Source organism: Nocardioides sp., assembly GCF_030149505.1.
Taxonomy (GTDB): domain Bacteria; phylum Actinomycetota; class Actinomycetes; order Propionibacteriales; family Nocardioidaceae; genus Nocardioides.
In genome coordinates this window covers 1-15,923 of record NZ_JASBRN010000081.1, presented here as the reverse complement: position 1 = coordinate 15,923, position 15,923 = coordinate 1, and the positions used below count along the sequence as shown (strand labels likewise).

16 protein-coding genes and 1 pseudogene are annotated in these 15,923 nt (G+C 73.1%); 7 read left to right on the top strand and 10 right to left on the bottom strand.

Annotated elements, in window-relative coordinates:
* The first annotated feature begins 27 nt into the window (after positions 1-27).
* Positions 28-2,313, top strand: coding sequence for a DNA internalization-related competence protein ComEC/Rec2 (locus Q1V71_RS18565; protein WP_300645766.1), 2,286 nt, complete (start codon positions 28-30; stop codon positions 2,311-2,313).
* Between the two features lie 69 nt (positions 2,314-2,382).
* On the top strand, positions 2,383-3,399 hold the full coding sequence (gene holA / locus Q1V71_RS18560) for a DNA polymerase III subunit delta (RefSeq protein WP_300645765.1): 1,017 nt from the start codon (positions 2,383-2,385) through the stop codon (positions 3,397-3,399).
* Positions 3,400-3,495: 96 nt separating this feature from the next.
* Here the strand turns inward: holA and rpsT are convergent, their stop codons facing one another.
* Positions 3,496-3,756 carry a 30S ribosomal protein S20 gene (rpsT, locus tag Q1V71_RS18555; RefSeq protein ID WP_300645763.1) on the bottom strand — a complete coding sequence of 87 codons (261 nt, stop codon included), beginning with the start codon at positions 3,754-3,756 and terminating at the stop codon, positions 3,496-3,498.
* Positions 3,757-3,908: 152 nt separating this feature from the next.
* Positions 3,909-4,844 carry a hypothetical protein gene (locus tag Q1V71_RS18550; RefSeq protein WP_300645761.1) on the bottom strand — a complete coding sequence of 312 codons (936 nt, stop codon included), beginning with the start codon at positions 4,842-4,844 and terminating at the stop codon, positions 3,909-3,911.
* Between the two features lie 193 nt (positions 4,845-5,037).
* Between Q1V71_RS18550 and lepA the strand changes: the two genes are divergently transcribed.
* Positions 5,038-6,927, top strand: coding sequence for a translation elongation factor 4 (gene lepA / locus Q1V71_RS18545; protein ID WP_300645760.1), 1,890 nt, complete (start codon positions 5,038-5,040; stop codon positions 6,925-6,927).
* A complete protein-coding gene (locus tag Q1V71_RS18540) occupies positions 6,927-7,769 on the top strand; it encodes an aminoglycoside phosphotransferase family protein (RefSeq protein ID WP_300645758.1) in 843 nt (280 codons plus the stop codon). The genes lepA and Q1V71_RS18540 overlap by 1 nt, the downstream gene beginning before the upstream one ends.
* 18 nt (positions 7,770-7,787) lie before the next feature.
* On the opposite strand, the gene Q1V71_RS18535 is transcribed toward Q1V71_RS18540, so the two are convergent.
* Together Q1V71_RS18535 and Q1V71_RS18530 are read right to left on the bottom strand one after the other, a co-directional pair.
* Positions 7,788-8,111, bottom strand: a complete 324-nt coding sequence (locus Q1V71_RS18535; RefSeq protein ID WP_300645756.1) for a transcriptional regulator — start codon at positions 8,109-8,111, stop codon at positions 7,788-7,790.
* Positions 8,108-8,584, bottom strand: a complete 477-nt coding sequence (locus tag Q1V71_RS18530) for a hypothetical protein (protein ID WP_300645755.1) — start codon at positions 8,582-8,584, stop codon at positions 8,108-8,110. Before Q1V71_RS18530 ends, Q1V71_RS18535 begins: the two co-directional genes overlap by 4 nt.
* Before the next feature lie 100 nt (positions 8,585-8,684).
* Here Q1V71_RS18530 and Q1V71_RS18525 point away from each other — a divergent pair, with 100 nt between their 5' ends.
* The 3 genes from Q1V71_RS18525 (at position 8,685) to hemW (ending at position 12,622) form a co-directional block, all read left to right on the top strand.
* The gene (locus tag Q1V71_RS18525; protein WP_300645754.1) at positions 8,685-9,350 is read left to right on the top strand and encodes an MOSC domain-containing protein; all 666 of its coding nucleotides are present in this window, start codon (positions 8,685-8,687) and stop codon (positions 9,348-9,350) included.
* A gap of 124 nt (positions 9,351-9,474) precedes the next feature.
* Entirely contained in the window at positions 9,475-11,295 is a 1,821-nt protein-coding gene (locus tag Q1V71_RS18520) for a long-chain fatty acid--CoA ligase (protein WP_300645753.1), read from the top strand.
* A 106-nt stretch (positions 11,296-11,401) separates the two neighbouring features.
* Complete coding sequence (gene hemW, locus Q1V71_RS18515) at positions 11,402-12,622, top strand: radical SAM family heme chaperone HemW (RefSeq protein ID WP_300645752.1); 1,221 nt, start codon at positions 11,402-11,404, stop codon at positions 12,620-12,622.
* Between the two features lie 9 nt (positions 12,623-12,631).
* On the opposite strand, the gene Q1V71_RS18510 is transcribed toward hemW, so the two are convergent.
* The 6 genes and pseudogenes from Q1V71_RS18510 to Q1V71_RS18485 all read right to left on the bottom strand — a co-directional run.
* Positions 12,632-12,943, bottom strand: a complete 312-nt coding sequence (locus tag Q1V71_RS18510) for a DUF4870 domain-containing protein (protein WP_300645750.1) — start codon at positions 12,941-12,943, stop codon at positions 12,632-12,634.
* Between the two features lie 13 nt (positions 12,944-12,956).
* Positions 12,957-13,811: a DUF3097 domain-containing protein gene (locus tag Q1V71_RS18505; protein WP_300645749.1), complete on the bottom strand. Its 855-nt coding sequence runs from the start codon at positions 13,809-13,811 to the stop codon at positions 12,957-12,959.
* 32 nt (positions 13,812-13,843) lie between these two features.
* Entirely contained in the window at positions 13,844-14,065 is a 222-nt protein-coding gene (locus Q1V71_RS18500; RefSeq protein ID WP_300645748.1) for a hypothetical protein, read from the bottom strand.
* Between the two features lie 83 nt (positions 14,066-14,148).
* The gene (locus Q1V71_RS18495; protein ID WP_300645746.1) at positions 14,149-14,595 is read right to left on the bottom strand and encodes a GNAT family N-acetyltransferase; all 447 of its coding nucleotides are present in this window, start codon (positions 14,593-14,595) and stop codon (positions 14,149-14,151) included.
* Positions 14,596-14,637: 42 nt separating this feature from the next.
* Positions 14,638-15,510 carry a hypothetical protein gene (locus Q1V71_RS18490; protein ID WP_300645744.1) on the bottom strand — a complete coding sequence of 291 codons (873 nt, stop codon included), beginning with the start codon at positions 15,508-15,510 and terminating at the stop codon, positions 14,638-14,640.
* 16 nt (positions 15,511-15,526) lie between these two features.
* A pseudogene (locus Q1V71_RS18485) lies at positions 15,527-15,923 on the bottom strand (hypothetical protein); the annotation flags it as partial.

The following is a 15,923-nucleotide window of genomic DNA, read 5'->3' as shown; positions in this document are numbered from 1 at the left end:
GCGGGGCCGGTCCGCACGGACCTCCGGATGGGGCTGGTCGGCGTCGCGGCCTGGGGCGGCGGCCTGGCCGCGGGGCTGCTGCCCGGTGGGTGGCGGCTCGTCGTGGCAGGGCTCTGTGTCGTCGTACCCCTCCTGCTCGCGTGGCGCGCGACCGCCTGGGGAGCCACGGCGCTGGCGTGCGGCGTCGCGCTGGTCGCGGTGCTGGGTGTCGCCGAGCTGCGGGCGGAGCGGGTCGGCACCGACCCGACCGCGGCGCTCGCGCGGGACGGGGCGGCGGTCAGCGGGTCCCTGGTCCTCACCAGCGACCCGCGGCCGATCGCCGCGGCCCGGGGCGACGCGGTGGTGCTGCGGGCCCAGGTGCGCGAGCTGACCGGCCGGGGCAGCACGTGGCGGGTGCGCTCCCCGGTGCTGGTCATCGCGCCCGGCTCGTGGGCCGAGGTGCCCCTGGGGGCCGAGGTCGGGTTCGCCGGCCGGCTCGAGGAGACCGAGCCGGGGGAGCGTCACCTCTCGGCGGTCGTCGTGGCGGTCGGGGAACCGCGGCGCGGAGCCGCGCCCGACCCCTGGTGGCGGGCCACCGCGGCCCTGCGCGCGTCGCTGCGCGAGGCCGTGGCCCACCGGCCCGCGCCCGAGCGGGTCCTGGTGCCTGCCCTCGTCGCCGGCGACGACGCGGGCCTGGACCCCGCTGTCGCCGAGGAGTTCCGCGCGACCGGTCTGACGCACCTGCTCGCGGTCTCGGGCACCAACCTCACGCTGCTGCTGGGGGCGCTCCTGCTCACGGCCCGGGCGGTCGGGCTGCGGGGGCGCGCGCTCCTGCTGCTCGGCCTCCTGGGGGTGCTGGGGTTCGTGCTGCTCGCGCGCACCGAGCCGAGCGTGCTGCGGGCGGCCGTCATGGGCGTGGTCGGGTTGCTCGCCCTGACCCGGGGCGGTGGTGGCAGGGCCGTGCGCAGCCTCGGTGTCGCGGTCCTCGTGCTGCTGCTCCTCGACCCCGCCCTGGCGGTCGCCCCGGGCTTCGCCCTGTCCGTCCTGGCGACGGCCGGCATCGTGCTGCTCGCGCCGCGCTGGCGCGACGCCCTCGCCCGCTGGCTGCCGCGGTGGCTGGCGGAGGCGATCGCGGTCCCGACGGCAGCCCAGCTGGCCTGCACCCCCGTCGTCGCCGGCCTCAGCGGCCAGGTGAGCCTGGTGGCGGTCGCCGCCAACCTGCTCGCGGCCCCGGCCGTCGGCCCCGCCACCGTGCTCGGCCTGCTCGCCGGCTGCCTGGGACTGGTGTGGCCGTGGGCCGGGCGCCAGGTCGGGACGCTGGCCACCTGGTGCGTGGGCTGGATCGTCGAGGTCGCGCACCGGGGCGCAGCGCTGCCGACGGCTGCCGTCGACTGGGGTACCTCTGCCGGCGCGCTGGTCGTGCTCACGGCGCTGACGGTGCTCCTCGCGTGGCGCGGCCCGTGGCTCGTGGGCTCCCGCGCGCGCGGGGTCCTGCTCTGCCTGGTCCTCGTCGTCGCCGTCCTCGTCCGACCCCCGACCCCGGGTTGGCCGCCGCGCGGCTGGTCGGTGGTCGCCTGCGACGTCGGGCAGGGCGATGCCCTCGTGCTCGCCACCGCACCGGGTCGCGCCGTGCTCGTCGACGTCGGCCCCGACCCCGCGGCGGTGGACCGCTGCCTCGACGACCTCGGGGTCGAGACCCTCGACCTGCTGGTGCTCAGCCACTTCCACGCCGACCACGTCGACGGCCTGCGCGGGGCGCTCGAGGACCGCGCCGTCGGGGAGGTCTGGGTCTCGCGCGTCCTCGACCCCACCGACGGGGCACGCGAGGCCCTGGCGCTGGCCCGGGAGCAGGGTGTCCCCGTCCGCCCTGCGCCGTACGCCGGCACCTGGACCTCCGGCGACGTGCGCCTCCAGGTGCTGTGGCCGACGGCGGGGGAGCCGGCCCCGGGGCCCGGCGACGGCAGCGCGGCCAACGACGCCAGCGTGGTGCTGCTGGCCGAGGTCCACGGACTGCGGGTGCTGCTGACCGGCGACGTCGAGCCGCCGGGGCAAGCCGCCCTCGCCCGGACGCTGCCCGGGCTGGACGTGGACGTGCTGAAGGTGCCGCACCACGGCAGCCGGCACCAGGACCTCGACTGGCTGCTGTCGCTGCGCCCTGAGGTCGCCCTGCTCACCGTGGGGGAGGACAACGGCTACGGCCACCCCTCGCCCGACCTCGTCCGCACCCTGCAGGGCGCCGGCACGCGGGTCCTGCGGACCGACACCGACGGGGCGCTCGCGGTCCTCGGCGACGGTGACGCCGCCGGGGCGCCCGCGACCCTCACGGCCCGGTGAGGTGCGGCGAGGTGCGGTGAGGTGGTGCGGGCGGCACCGTCGGTGCGCTGTGGCAGGCTGAGCCGCACCATGGCAGCCACCCGTTCCGCTCCCGCCCGCCAGGCCGGTCCGGCCCCCGGGGACGTCCTGGGCCACGTCACCCTCGTGACGGGTAAGGAGGAGTTCCTGCGCGAGCGCACCGTCGGTGCCGTGCGCGCTGCGGTCCGCGCCCACGACGCCGAGGCCGAGATGGCCGAGGCGGTCGGCTCCGACCTCACCCTCGGGTCCCTGGGGGAGATGTCGGCACCCAGCCTGTTCTCCAGCACCCGCTGCGTCGTCGTGCGCGAGCTCGAGCACCTGCCCGAGGAGTCGGTCGCGGCGCTGCTCGACTACGCCGCCGCCCCCGCCGAGGCCGTCGCGCTCGTGCTCGTCCACAGCGGCGGGCCGAAGGGCTCGGGCACCCTGACCAAGCTGCGCAAGCTCGGGCCGGTCACGGAGGTCAAGACCGAGGAGCTCAAGGCCTCGGAGTTCCCGCAGTTCGTGCTCGCCGAGGCGCGGATGCTGGGGTCGCGGATGGAGCCGAGCGCCGCCGCCCTGCTGGTGCAGGCGATCGGGCAGGACCTGCGCGCCCTCGCCGCGGCCGTCGACCAGCTGACCCACGACTTCCCGGGCGAGACCATCGCCGAGCAGCGGGTCTCGCAGTACTTCGGGGGACGGGCCGAGGCGAAGTCCTTCGTCGTCGCCGACGCGGCCTTCGCCGGACGCCGGTTCGAGGCGCTCGAGGAGCTGCGCTGGGCGCTGGACAACGGCACGGCCTCAGTCCTGGTGACCTCGGCCTTCGCCGGCAGCGCCCGCGGGCTGGCCCGGTTCAAGGCCGCTACGTCCCGCGGACGGGGCGCCCGCGACGCCGACCTGGCGCGCGACGTCGGCGTGCCGCCGTGGAAGATCCGCACCCTGCGCGAGCAGGTCAAGGGCTGGAGCGACGACGGCCTGGTCGCGGCGATCCGCGCGGTCGCGCAGGCCGACGCCGACATCAAGGGCGCGGCCAGCGACCCGGCGTACACCCTCGAGCGGCTGGTGCTCACCATTACCGCCCTGCGCTCCTGAGGCGCAGGCCGGGTCCCGGAAACGCCGACGACCCGCCCCACCGGAGTGGAGCGGGTCGCTGTCAGCGTCCCAGACCGGGTCGAACCCGGGGGAGGATCAGAGTGTGGCGGCCTTCTTGGCGATCGACGACTTGCGGTTCGCCGCCTGGTTCTTGTGGATGACGCCCTTGGAGACGGCCTTGTCGAGCTTCTTGGTGGCGACGCGGGAGGCGAGGACGGCCTTCTCGGTCTCGCCGGCCTCGGCGGCCTCGTTGAAGCGACGGATGGCGGTCTTGAGCTCGCTCTTGACGGCCTTGTTGCGCTCGTGGCGCTTCTCGTTCTGCTTGTTGCGCTTGATCTGGGACTTGATGTTGGCCACGGGGCCCGCCTCACATGTGTCGGTACGTGCTGGTCTGGTGGAGCTGACGGTCGCAACGGGCGCGCAGAGGCGCGCCAACGGAAGCGACAGGAGAATCTAACAGTGGCGCCGGAGCGCACCCAAATCGCGTGGGACCGCCTGCCGGGGGAGCCTCACGACCAGCCGCGCCGTCGGCGCAGCCAGCCCCAGGCAGCCTCACCCTGCCACCGCTGGAACTCCCGCAGCCAGGGCGAGGGTGCCGGCACGGGCAGGTCGCAGCTGGTGAGGAAGAAGCCCGCCATCGCGGCCAGCACGCAGTCGACGTGGTCGTCGGGGACCTCCGCCAGCAGGGGGGTACGCCGGAGCACGGCCTCGACGTCGACGCCGTCGCCGCACGGCCCGACCAGCAGCAGCAGCGAGTCGAGCCAGGCGGCGCCGCGCACCGGCCAGGCCCAGCCGTCGAGGAGGACCCGCCCGTCCGAGGCCAGGCGCAGGGTGTCGTCGCGCAGGTCGGTGTGGACCAGGGTGTCGCCGGCGGTCACCTCGGGGAGGCGACCGGCCAGCCTGCCGGCGGTGATCAGCTGCATCGGCGTACCGAGGTCCTCGCGCTCGGCCAGGATGTCCCATCGCCCGAGCCAGTCGGCGAGGTCCTCGGCGAAGTCGCGCAGGCCCGCGGGCGCGGGGGTCAGGACCTCGGCCACGGACGCCAGCGCGGCCAGGCAGCGCTCCAGCTCCTCCTCGGACCAGGGTCGCGCTGGTGCGGTGCCGACGGGGTGCTCGAGCAGCAGCACGACCCAGTCGCCGTCGAGGAAGGCGGTCAGCCCCACGACGGGGACCTGCGCCGGCAGCGAGGCCAGCCACCGGGCCTCGCTGCGCAGGGCGGCGGCGAAGGAGCACTGCGCCTTGGCGGAGGCGGCCCGCAGCAGGTGGGTGCTGCCGTCGGCACACGTGAGGACGGTCTCGACGACCGGCACGAAGCCATGGGTCAGCGTGGCGTCCGAGACCACCGGGGAGCCGAGCCGGGCCTCGACCTCGAAGCGCACCTGCGGCGGCAGGTGGGCCCAGTCCAGGCGGCGGGCCGTGCGACCCCACGGCAGGTAGGTGTGCACGGGCGCGGGTGTCGGTGGTGCAGGGGACGCAACGGCAGGCGCGACCGCCGGGGAAGAGGTGGGCACCGGCCCATCGTGGCCCGCGTCACGCCCGAAGCCCGGGACCCGGGGCCTCGGCGTGGCGGGGGTTCGTGGGGTGCCGTGGGAGGATGGCGGAGTCCGTCCCGACGTACGAGAGACGCCTGAGACCCCCGTGCCTGCCGTTCCCCCGAAGTCCTGGCCCGTCCCCGGCCAGACCGATCCGGCCATCATCCGGAACTTCTGCATCATCGCCCACATCGACCACGGCAAGTCGACGCTGGCCGACCGGATGCTGCAGCTCACCGGCGTGGTCGACGACCGCGCGGCCCGGGCGCAGTACCTCGACCGGATGGACATCGAGCGCGAGCGCGGCATCACCATCAAGTCCCAGGCCGTGCGGCTGCCGTGGGCGGTGGCCGACGACAACGAGCAGGGCGCCGAGCCGGGCACCTACGTGCTCAACATGATCGACACCCCGGGCCACGTCGACTTCACCTACGAGGTGTCCCGGTCGCTGGAGGCATGCGAGGCCGCGATCCTGCTGGTCGACGCCGCGCAGGGGATCGAGGCCCAGACGCTGGCCAACCTCTACCTCGCGATGGGCGCCGACCTCCACATCATCCCGGTGCTCAACAAGATCGACCTGCCCAGCGCCAACCCGGAGAAGTACGCCGCGGAGCTGGCCGGCCTGGTCGGCTGCGACCCCGAGGACGTGCTCCAGGTCAGCGCCAAGACCGGCCTCGGTGTCGAGGCGCTGCTCAACGAGATCGTCAAGCAGACCCCGCCGCCCGTCGGTGACGCCGACAAGCCTGCGCGGGCGCTGATCTTCGACTCCGTCTACGACACCTACCGCGGCGTGGTCACCTACGTCCGCGTGGTCGACGGCAAGCTCAACCACCGCGACCGGATCAAGATGATGTCGACCGGTGCGACCCACGAGATGCTCGAGGTGGGCGTCATCAGCCCCGAGCAGGTCAAGGCCGGCGAGCTCGGCGTCGGCGAGGTCGGCTACCTCATCACCGGGGTGAAGGACGTGCGCCAGTCCCGCGTCGGCGACACCGTCACGACCCTCCACCACGGCGCCACCGAGGCGCTCGGCGGCTACAAGCACCCCAACCCGATGGTCTACGCCGGGCTCTACCCGATCGACGGCGACCAGTTCGGCGACCTGCGCGAGGCGCTGGAGAAGCTCCAGCTCAACGACGCGGCACTGACCTACGAGCCGGAGACCTCCGGCGCGCTGGGCTTCGGCTTCCGCTGCGGCTTCCTCGGCCTGCTGCACATGGAGATCACCCGCGACCGGCTCGAGCGCGAGTTCGGCCTCGACCTCATCTCCACCGCACCCAACGTGGTCTACGAGGTCCTCATGGAGGACGGCACCGAGGTCGAGGTGACCAACCCCAGTGAGTTCCCCGAGGGCAAGATCGCCGAGGTCCGCGAGCCCGTCGTCCGGGCCACGATCCTGAGCCCCAGCGACTTCATCGGCACGATCATGGAGCTGTGCCAGACCAAGCGCGGCACGCTCGGCGGGATGGACTACCTCTCCGAGGACCGTGTGGAGATGCGCTACACGCTGCCGATGGGCGAGATCGTCTTCGACTTCTTCGACCAGCTGAAGTCGCGCACCAAGGGCTACGCCTCCCTCGACTACGAGCGCTCCGGCGAGCAGGCCGCCGACCTGGTCAAGGTCGACATCCTGCTGCAAGGCGAGCCCGTCGACGCCTTCAGCGCGATCCTGCACAAGGACGCCGCCTACGCCTACGGCGTGATGATGGCCGGCAAGCTCAAGGAACTCATCCCGAGGCAGCAGTTCGAGGTGCCGATCCAGGCCGCCATCGGCGCCCGGGTCATCGCCCGCGAGAACATCCGCGCCATCCGCAAGGACGTGCTCGCCAAGTGCTACGGCGGCGACATCAGCCGCAAGCGCAAGCTGCTGGAGAAGCAGAAGGAGGGCAAGAAGCGGATGAAGATGGTCGGCCGCGTCGAGGTCCCCCAAGAGGCGTTCGTCGCCGCGCTCAGCAACGACGGTGCCGGCAGCTCGGTGGACAAGTCCAAGAAGTAGTGCCCGAGCCGCTGCCGCCCGTCCTGCGCGGGCTGCTGGAGGAGTGGGACCTGGAGCGGGAGACCGACGAGGTCTGGGGCCGCTTCTCCGTCGCGGTCCCCGTGCGCACCGGTGACGGCGAGCGGGCCGTGCTCAAGGTCGCGGACCCCGGGATCGAGACCGAGCACGAGGCGCTCGCGCTGCAGAAGTGGGGCGGTCGCGGCGCGGTGCGGCTGCTGCGGGCCGACCCCCACCGGCGAGCGGTGCTCCTGGAGCGGCTCGAGCGACGCGACCTCACCGAGGAGTGGGACGTCCACGCGTGCGAGGTGGTGGGCGACCTCTACGGGCTGCTGCACGTGCGGGCACCGCCCCAGGTGGTGCTGCTGACGTCGTACGTCGGGCGGAACCTGGAGCCGCTGGCGGCGCTGCCACGCGACGCCGGCCTGCCGCGGCGGATGGTCGAGCAGTGCGTCGCGCTGCTGCGCGACCTGACGACCGACCCGGCCAGTACCGGCACGCTGGTCCACGGCGACCTGCACTACGAGAACGTCCTGGTGCGTCCCGCGAGTGACTCCGGCGGGGACTGGGTCGCCATCGACCCGCACGCCATGAGCGGCGACCCGCACTGGGAGCCGGCCCCGCTGCTGTGGAACCGCTTCGACGAGGTCGCCGGCGACGTCCGCCGGGCGCTGCGGGCCCGCTTCCACGCCGTGGTCGACGCCGCCGGACTCGACGAGGACCGGGCGCGCGCGTGGGCCACCGTCCGGCTGGTGCTCAACGCGTTCTGGGCGGTCCGCGACGGGAAGCCGGACCCGGCGTACGTCACCCGGATGCTCACCGTCGTCAAGGCGATCGCGGACTGAGCCCGGCTCCTTCAGGGCTCAGCCCAGCAGGGCGCGCAGCGTGTCGCGGTGCCGCTCGAAGGCGCGCCGTCCCTCCTTGGTGATCTTGAAGGTCGTCGTGCCTCCCCGACCCCGCCCGTCCTTGGTGACCGTGAGGTAGCCGGCCGACTCCAGCGCCGAGGCCTGCTTGGAGAGATCGGAGTCGCTGACGCCGAGGTGCCGGCGGAGGAAGGAGAAGTCCGTCGACGCCGAGCTGGCCAGCACCGCCATGAACGCGAGCCGCTTGGGGGCGGTCAGCACGGGGTCGAGGTCGGCCAGCGGTGCGGGCGCCGCCTCGTGCCCGGCCTCGGGAGGGGCGCTCACGGGAGCCGCCGCCGCGCGCGCTCGGCCGCCCGGGCGTAGTCGCGCTCGTAGCGCCAGACCAGCAGCCCGGCGAGCACGTCGGTCACGACCGCGGACACCCACACGGAGACGAGGAACCCGATCGCGGTCGCGGCCGCCATGACCACCCCGGCCCCGACCAGGAGCATCCAGAGAGGTCGGTGCAGCTCGCGCGGGATGTCGCCGGTGGGCCAGGTGCCGCGGTGGCGACGGTGGTAGCCGATGAGGAAGCCGGAGGCAGCGACCAGTGCGAGGTTGCCCAGGGCGCTGCCCCAGCCGGGGAGGTAGCCGACCGAGAGCACCAGGGCTCCCGACCACACGGCGAAGTACGGCGCCCACCACCACGGCGTGGCCGGGTGGTCCAGCCAGGTCGCCGCCTGGGCGCGCTCGATGTCCTGGAGCTGCTGGAGCGCAGCCTCGCGCTCCCTGTCGTCATGGGTCCGAGAAGTTTCCATGACGGAAAGCATAGGTATCGCTTTCCAGTGAGGCAAGCGTTCTGGCTGCGGGGACGACAATCGAGGGGCGCCGGCCCCGCCCGCCTGGGAGGATGCCGCCATGTCGCGCATCCTCACCGTCAGCGTCGGCCGCCCCCGCGAGGCCGCGTGGGCGGGCATCGGCCGCACCTCGATCGACAAGACCGCGGTCCGCGGTCCGGTGCGCGTGGGTCGGCTCGGGCTGGACGGCGACGAGGTCTCCGACACCCTCCACCACGGCGGGCCCGCCCAGGCGGTCTACGCCTTCGCCCGCGAGGACCTCGACCACTGGGAGGGCGAGCTCGGCACCCCGATCGCGGACGGCCAGTTCGGGGAGAACCTCACGACGCAGGGGATCGACGTCAACGAGGCCGAGATCGGCGAGCGCTGGCAGGTCGGCGACGTGCTGCTCGAGGTCCGCTCGATCCGCACCCCGTGCAACGACTTCAAGCAGTGGATGGGGCGCTCGGGCTACGACAACCGGGCGTGGGTACGCCGCTTCGCCGAGCTCGCGCGCCCCGGGCCCTACCTGCGGGTGCTCGGCGAGGGCACGCTCGCGGCCGGCGACGAGCTCACCGTCGTGCACCGCCCCGGTCACGGGGTCACGGTCAGCACGATGTTCCGCGCGCTCAACACCGACCACTCCCTGCTGCCCCGGCTGCTGGAGGTCCCCGACCTCCTGCCGAAGGCGCGGGAGCGGGCCGAGGCCTTCGTCCAAGGGGCCCGGGGGCGCGGCGCGGCGTCCTGAGGCGTCCGGTGGCCGGAAGAGGTCCGGGGTTCCTACGCGCCAGTAGGTCACGTGACATAGGTTACGTGGCAATGTCCTGGCGTCCGTAGCGCCGGAAGCCCCTTGTCCCCTGCACAGGAGCGTCATGCCCATCACCCACGACACCGCCTTTCTCGACCGACTCTCGCCCAGCGTGGCCAGGCTTTTCCTGGACCGTGTCTCCAAGACCCCGGAGGTGGAGGCGTACCGATTCCCCGTCGGCGAGGCGTGGGAGTCCGTCACGTGGAAGCAGACCGGCGAGCGGGTCAGCCGCCTCGCTGCCGGTCTGCTCGCCTTGGGTTTGAGCAGCGAGCAGCGCGTCGGCATCGCGTCAGGTACTCGCTATGAATGGATCTTGGCCGACTTGGCGGTGATGTGCGCAGGCGGTGCCACGACGACGGTCTACCCCACGACCAATGCCGAGGACGTCGCGTACATCATCAGCGACTCCGAGTGCCGGGTCGTCTTCGCCGAGGACGAGGAGCAGGTAGCAAAGCTCCGTGAGCGCAAAGCGGAGACGCCCGAAGTGAAGAAGGTGGTCGTCTTCGACGGTGCCACCGATGGTGACTGGATCATCGGCCTGGCCGACCTCGAGGCGCTCGGTGAGGCTTATCTCGCGGAGCACCCGGACGCCATCGAGGAAACCGTCGCCTCAATCAAGCCGGACGGGCTGGCCACCCTGATCTACACCTCCGGCACCACGGGAAAGCCCAAGGGAGTCCGGCTGCTGCACCGCACCTGGGTGTACGAGGGTGCCGCCATCGAGGCCCAGGACATCCTGCACGAGGACGACCTGCAGTTCCTGTGGCTGCCGATGGCCCACTCCTTCGGCAAGGTCCTGATCTCGGCCCAGCTGGCATGCGGGTTCCCCACCGCCGTGGACGGCAGGGTCGACAAGATCATCGACAACCTGGCGGTGGTGAAGCCGACGTTCATGGGCGCGGCGCCCCGCATCTTCGAGAAGGCACACGCGCGCATCGTGACCATGACGGCTTCCGAGGGAGGGTTGAAGGAGAAGATCTTCCAGCAGGCCTTCAAGGTCGGGATGCAGGTGAACGAGCGCAAGCGTGACGGGAGAAGCATCCCGCTGCCGCTCAAGATCCAGCACGCGCTCTTCGACAAGCTTGTCTTCAGCAAGGTTCGCGAGCGATTCGGTGGACGCGTACGCTTCTTCATCTCGGGAGCCGCTGCGCTCAATGCCGAGATCGCTGAATGGTTCCATGCTGCGGGCATCCTCATCCTCGAGGGTTACGGGATGACTGAGAACGCCGCGGGAGCCACGGTCAACCACCCCGATCACTACAAGATGGGGACGGTGGGCCCCGCGCTGCCCGGCTCCGAGGTCCGCATCGGCGAGGGCGGCGAGGTCCAGCTGCGCGGCCCGCACATCATGGCCGGCTACCACAACCTGCCCGACAAGACCGCCGAGGCGTTTACCGAGGACGGCTGGCTGCGCACCGGTGACAAGGGCGAGATCGACGCCGACGGCTTCCTCACCATCACCGGCCGGATCAAGGAGCTCTTCAAGACCTCCGGCGGCAAGTACATCGCCCCGCCGGCGATCGAGTCGAAGTTCAAGGCGCTGTGCCCCTACGCCAGCCAGTTCATGGTGTTCGGTAGCGAGCGCAACTTCGTCGTCGCCCTCGTCACCCTCGACCCCGACGCCATGGCGGGCTGGGCCGAGGAGAACGGCATGTCCGGCAAGTCCTACACCGAGATCGTGCGCTCGCCGCAGGTCAAGGAGATGATCGGCGGCTACGTCGAGGAGCTCAACGGCAAGCTCAACCGCTGGGAGACCATCAAGAAGTGGGAGATCCTCGACCACGACCTCACCATCGAGTCCGGCGAGCTGACCCCCTCCATGAAGGTCAAGCGCACCGTCGTGGAGGACAACAACAAGCAGCTGATCGACAGCTTCTACAGCTGATCGACGCGGCCACCGCCTGACTGATCATCTGGCGCGACGCCCCGGTCCCGTGCACCTCGCACGGGCCGGGGCGTCGTCGCGTCCGGGGACGGGGGAGGATGGGTCGGTGCCCTCCACCCTCCCCGACGGCGAGCCCGCGCCGGCCGACGGCAGCCTCCCGGCCAGCGCGCTGGAGGGGGTGGGTGAGCGCCCCTTCGGGCTCTACGTGCACGTGCCCTTCTGCGCGGTGCGCTGCGGCTACTGCGACTTCAACACCTACACCGCCGAGGAGCTCGGCCCGGCGAGCGTCCCCGGTGCCTCCCGCTCGACGTACGCCGACGCAGCCGTCGCGGAGGTCCGCCGGATCCGCGGGGTGCTCGGCGAGCTCGACGTGCGCGCGGACACCGTCTTCCTCGGCGGGGGCACCCCGACGCTGCTGCCGCCCGAGGACCTGGTCGCGGTCCTGGCCGCGGCCCGCGACGAGCTCGGCCTGGCCCCCGACGTCGAGGTCACGACCGAGGCGAACCCCGACTCGGTGACCCCCGAGGGCCTGGCGCGGCTGCGCGAGGGCGGCTTCACCCGGGTCTCCTTCGGCATGCAGTCGCAGGTGCGGCACGTGCTGGCGGTGCTCGACCGCACCCACGACCCCGAACGGGTGCCGCGGGCCGTGGAGTGGGCCCGCGAGGCGGGGCTGCAGGTCTCCCTCGACCTGATCTACGGCACTCCGGGGGAGTCCGTGGCGGACTGGGAGACCTCGCTGCGGGCGGCGCTGGACTGCGGGCCCGACCACGTGTCGGCGTACTCCCTCATCGTCGAGGACGGCACCGCCCTGGCCCGCCGGGTGCGGCGCGGGGAGCTGCCGATGCCCGAGGAGGACGACCTCGCAGACAAGTACGAGCTCGCCGACCACCACCTGCGCGCCGCCGGCCTGGAGTGGTACGAGGTGTCGAACTGGTCGAGCGGGCCCGACACCCGCTGCCGGCACAACCTCCTCTACTGGACCGGCGCGGACTGGTGGGGTGTGGGCCCCGGCGCGCACAGCCACGTCGGCGGCGTGCGCTGGTGGAACGTCAAGCACCCCGCGGCGTACGCCGAGCGGCTGGCCTCGGGGGTCAGCCCCGCGCTGGCGCGCGAGGTGCTGTCGCCGGAGGACCGGCGCGTCGAGCGGGTGCTGCTGGAGCTGCGGCTGCGTGACGGGCTGCCGCTGGACGTGCTCGACCAGGCCGGCCGCGAGGCCGTGCCCGACCAGGTGGCCGCCGGGCTGGTGCGCGTGGCCGGGGACCGGCTCGTGCTCACCGACCGCGGCCGGCTCCTGGCGGACGGGGTCGTGCGGGACCTGCTGGCGTGACCCTGGGGGTCAGCTGACCATCCGGATGGTCAGGATCAGCATCGAGAGCTGGAAGTTCAACGACTCGACGGCCTGACGCCGGACGTAGGCCGACTCGTTGCCCTTCAGCAGCAGCACCAGCAGCGGGCCCAGGAACGCCAGCGCCACGAACGCGCCGACGAAGGCCGACCAGTGGGCGGCACCGCCCCAGGTGCGCTCCTCGTCGGGGGTCATCGGGCGGGGCCCGGGAGGGCCCCAGCCGGGCTGCTGGCCGTACGGCGGACCCGGCGGCCCCTGAGGAGGACCCGGAGGGCCCGGCGGCGGCGGGGGCGTCTGGCTCATCGGTCTCCCTGGTCTAGCGGTCGGACTGGTCGGTGGTGACGAAGTCGATCAGCTCCTCGACCCGGCCCAGCAGTGCCGGCTCGAGGTCGGCGTAGGAGCGGACCCGGCCGAGCAGCTGCTTCCAGGCGCGGGCGATGTCGGCCTGGTCGCGGTGCGGCCAGCCGAGGTGCTGGCACACGCCCTTCTTCCACTCGATCGAGCGCGGGATGGTCGGCCACGAGGTGAGGCCGACCCGTTCGGGCTTGATCGCCTGCCACACGTCCACGAAGGGGTGCCCGACGATCAGGACGTGCTTGCCGACGGGGGAGCGGAGGATGCCCTGGGCGATCCGGCTCTCCTTGGAGCCCGGCACCAGGTGGTCGACGAGCACGCCGACGCGGCGGCCGGGGCCTGGCCTGAAGTCGCGCAGGTGGTCGGCGAGGTCGTCGACGCCGCCGAGGAACTCCACGGCCACGCCCTCGACCCGCAGGTCGTCGCCCCAGACCTTCTCGACCAGCTCGGCGTCGTGGCGGCCCTCGACGAAGACCCGACTGGCCCGCGCCACCCGGGCCTTGCTCTCCACGGCCACCGAGCCCGACGCGGTGCGGGCCGGCTTGGCCGGGCCCTTCTGGGTGACCGGCGCGACGAGCACGACGGGGCGGCCCTCGAGCAGGAAGCCCGGGCCGAGCGGGAAGGTACGCCGGGTGCCGCGGCGGTCCTCGAGCGTGAGCACGTCCAGGTCGCGGTCGACCGAGACGATCTCGCCGCAGAAGTCCGTGGTGACCTCCTCCACGACCTCACCCATCGTGGCCGGTGCCTCGACGGCACGGCCGCGCTTGGGGGCGCGCCAGTCGGTGGAGAGCACGTCGGAGCCGTAGCGGTCGGTCACCTGACGAGGCTAGGCAGCCGACCGGGTCGCGGTCAGGAGGACGCGCCGGACCCGTCCTGCTCGGCACCCTCATCGGCGGTGTCGTCGGCGCTGTCGTCCATCTCGTCGGCGGTCTTGCCACCCTCGAGCAGCTCGGCACCCTCGCCGTCGGGCAGTCCCTCGGCGAGCGGGTTGTCCTCGCCCGGCACCAGGTCGGGCGGCAGCTGCTCGTCGGGGACGCCGCTGGTGGTCTGCTCGGGCTCGCTCTCGGACATGTCCCGACGCTAGGCGCCGCCGGCCGGGGCCAGCCTCACCCCCGCGAGCGCGGCTGCCAGGCCTCGACGGTGCGGCTGCGGACTCAGCCGAAGCTGATGAACCCCCGCAGCCCCGCCTCGCCGTCCTCGGCCCCGACCTCGTGCAGCTCGGTGAAGCCGAGCGACTCGTAGAAGGCGCGCTGGCCCGCCTCTGCGTCGGTCACGAGCACCCGCTGGCGCACCTCGGCGTGCCGGTCGAGGACGTGACGCACCAGCAGGCGACCCACGCCGTGGCGCTGCTCCTCGGGCCGGACCAGGATGTCCTGGAGGTAGCAGATGGTCGCCCCGTCCGACAGCGCGCGAGCCAGCCCGACCAGCCGTCCCTCGCGTCGCGCCGTCACCACGGTGGTGCTCCCGGCCAGCGCTCGCTCCAGCAGGTCGGGGTGGCGGGTGTAGGCGGTCCAGCCGACGGCGTCGTAGAGGTCCAGCAGGTCCTCGCGGGCCGGGAGCTCCCCCTCGGCGATGGCCAGTCCGTGCGTCGTCGTGTCCACCCGAGGCACGCTAGCCCCTGGGGGCCGAGACGTTCACCCGCTTCACCGGCGCAGCGGCCCGGCGGTCCACCCGTCCCCGGTGCGGTCCCAGGCGAAGGACCGTTGGCCGGGGTCCACCGGACGCACCTCGACCCGGTCCGGACCGGGAGCGGTGAGGAAAGGCCGGCACCCCGAGTCGGCCGGGGCGTCGCGGGGGCGGGTGGTGGTGACGACCGGCGTGAGGTCGCCGCTGAGCGGGCCCGAGACCAGGAGCGTGAACCGGCAGCCGCCGGGCACGACGCGGGCCTTCACCACCCGCAGCGACCCGTCCGGTGCCAGCGCCGGCTGCGAGGCCGACACCGGCCCGGCGCCGTACGACGGGTGGCCGGACCAGGGGACGCGGCGGATGCCATCGGACTCGTCCCAGAGCCAGGCGCCCTCGGGGTCCTCGCCGAGGTAGGCGGTCGCACCGTCCGGCGCCACCTCCGGCTCGCCGCCGAAGCCGGGCCGTGGCTGGACCCAGCACTGCTGCTCCCGGCAGACGAGGCCGACATCGAGGTCATCCCCGTCGTCCTCGTTGCCGTTCGAGAACAGCGCCAGCACGGCCACCGTGCCGCCGGCCTCGCGCGCCGTGGTGTCGGCGAGGTCGCGGCCGCGGCCGTCGAGCGCGAAGACCTGTTCGGGCGCGGTCCAGCCCTCGCCGTCGGGGTCGCGCCACTGGACGGTGAGCACGCGACCGTCGGGGCTGCCGACCGACAGGGCTGCCTCGTCACCCGCGAGTTCGATGACGCGGGCCGGTGGTGCCTGGTCGGCGTACGTCGCCTGGTCGTGGCGGTAGGTCACGAGATCGTCGTGGAGGACCGTCACCCACGCGACGCCGAGGCCGGCGAGCACGACGACCACGGCCGCGACCTTCACGAGCACCCGAGACCCCACGGTGCCACCGTAGGGGTCAGGCCGCCCAGCCGGCAGGTCCGAGGTCGTCGACGAGCTCGACCGCGCGGCCCGGGTAGATCTCGACGACGGTTGCGGTGGTGCGGCGGGCGGCCTCGCCCGGGGTGCTCGGCAGGGCGCGGGTGCCGGTGGCGTCGCGGAGGTAGGTGTGGCCGTGGGGGTCGCGCCAGAGGTGGATGCCGGGGAAGGGTTCGCGGACCTGCCAGCCGCCGTGGGTCTTGAGGCGGTGGTGGAAGGTGTGGAGGGGGCCGAGATTGTCGACGCGGGTCTGTCCCTGGGGGTGTTCGGCTCCGGGTGGCTGTTCGTGCCGGGGTGGTTGCCAGGGTTCCTCGTGGTCGATCTGGGTGTGGCTGCTGGTGGAGTTCGCGGTGCCCCAGGGGAAGGTCTCGACGGGG

Coding starts and splice junctions, on each gene's coding strand:
- Q1V71_RS18565 (WP_300645766.1), top strand. CDS start 28: ATGGGGCTGGTCGGCGTCGCGGCCTGGGGCGGCGGCCTGGCCGCGGGG.
- holA (WP_300645765.1), top strand. CDS start 2,383: ATGGCAGCCACCCGTTCCGCTCCCGCCCGCCAGGCCGGTCCGGCCCCC.
- Q1V71_RS18530 (WP_300645755.1), bottom strand. CDS start 8,584: ATGGAAACTTCTCGGACCCATGACGACAGGGAGCGCGAGGCTGCGCTC.
- Q1V71_RS18525 (WP_300645754.1), top strand. CDS start 8,685: ATGTCGCGCATCCTCACCGTCAGCGTCGGCCGCCCCCGCGAGGCCGCG.
- Q1V71_RS18520 (WP_300645753.1), top strand. CDS start 9,475: ATGCCCATCACCCACGACACCGCCTTTCTCGACCGACTCTCGCCCAGC.
- Q1V71_RS18510 (WP_300645750.1), bottom strand. CDS start 12,943: ATGAGCCAGACGCCCCCGCCGCCGCCGGGCCCTCCGGGTCCTCCTCAG.
- Q1V71_RS18500 (WP_300645748.1), bottom strand. CDS start 14,065: ATGTCCGAGAGCGAGCCCGAGCAGACCACCAGCGGCGTCCCCGACGAG.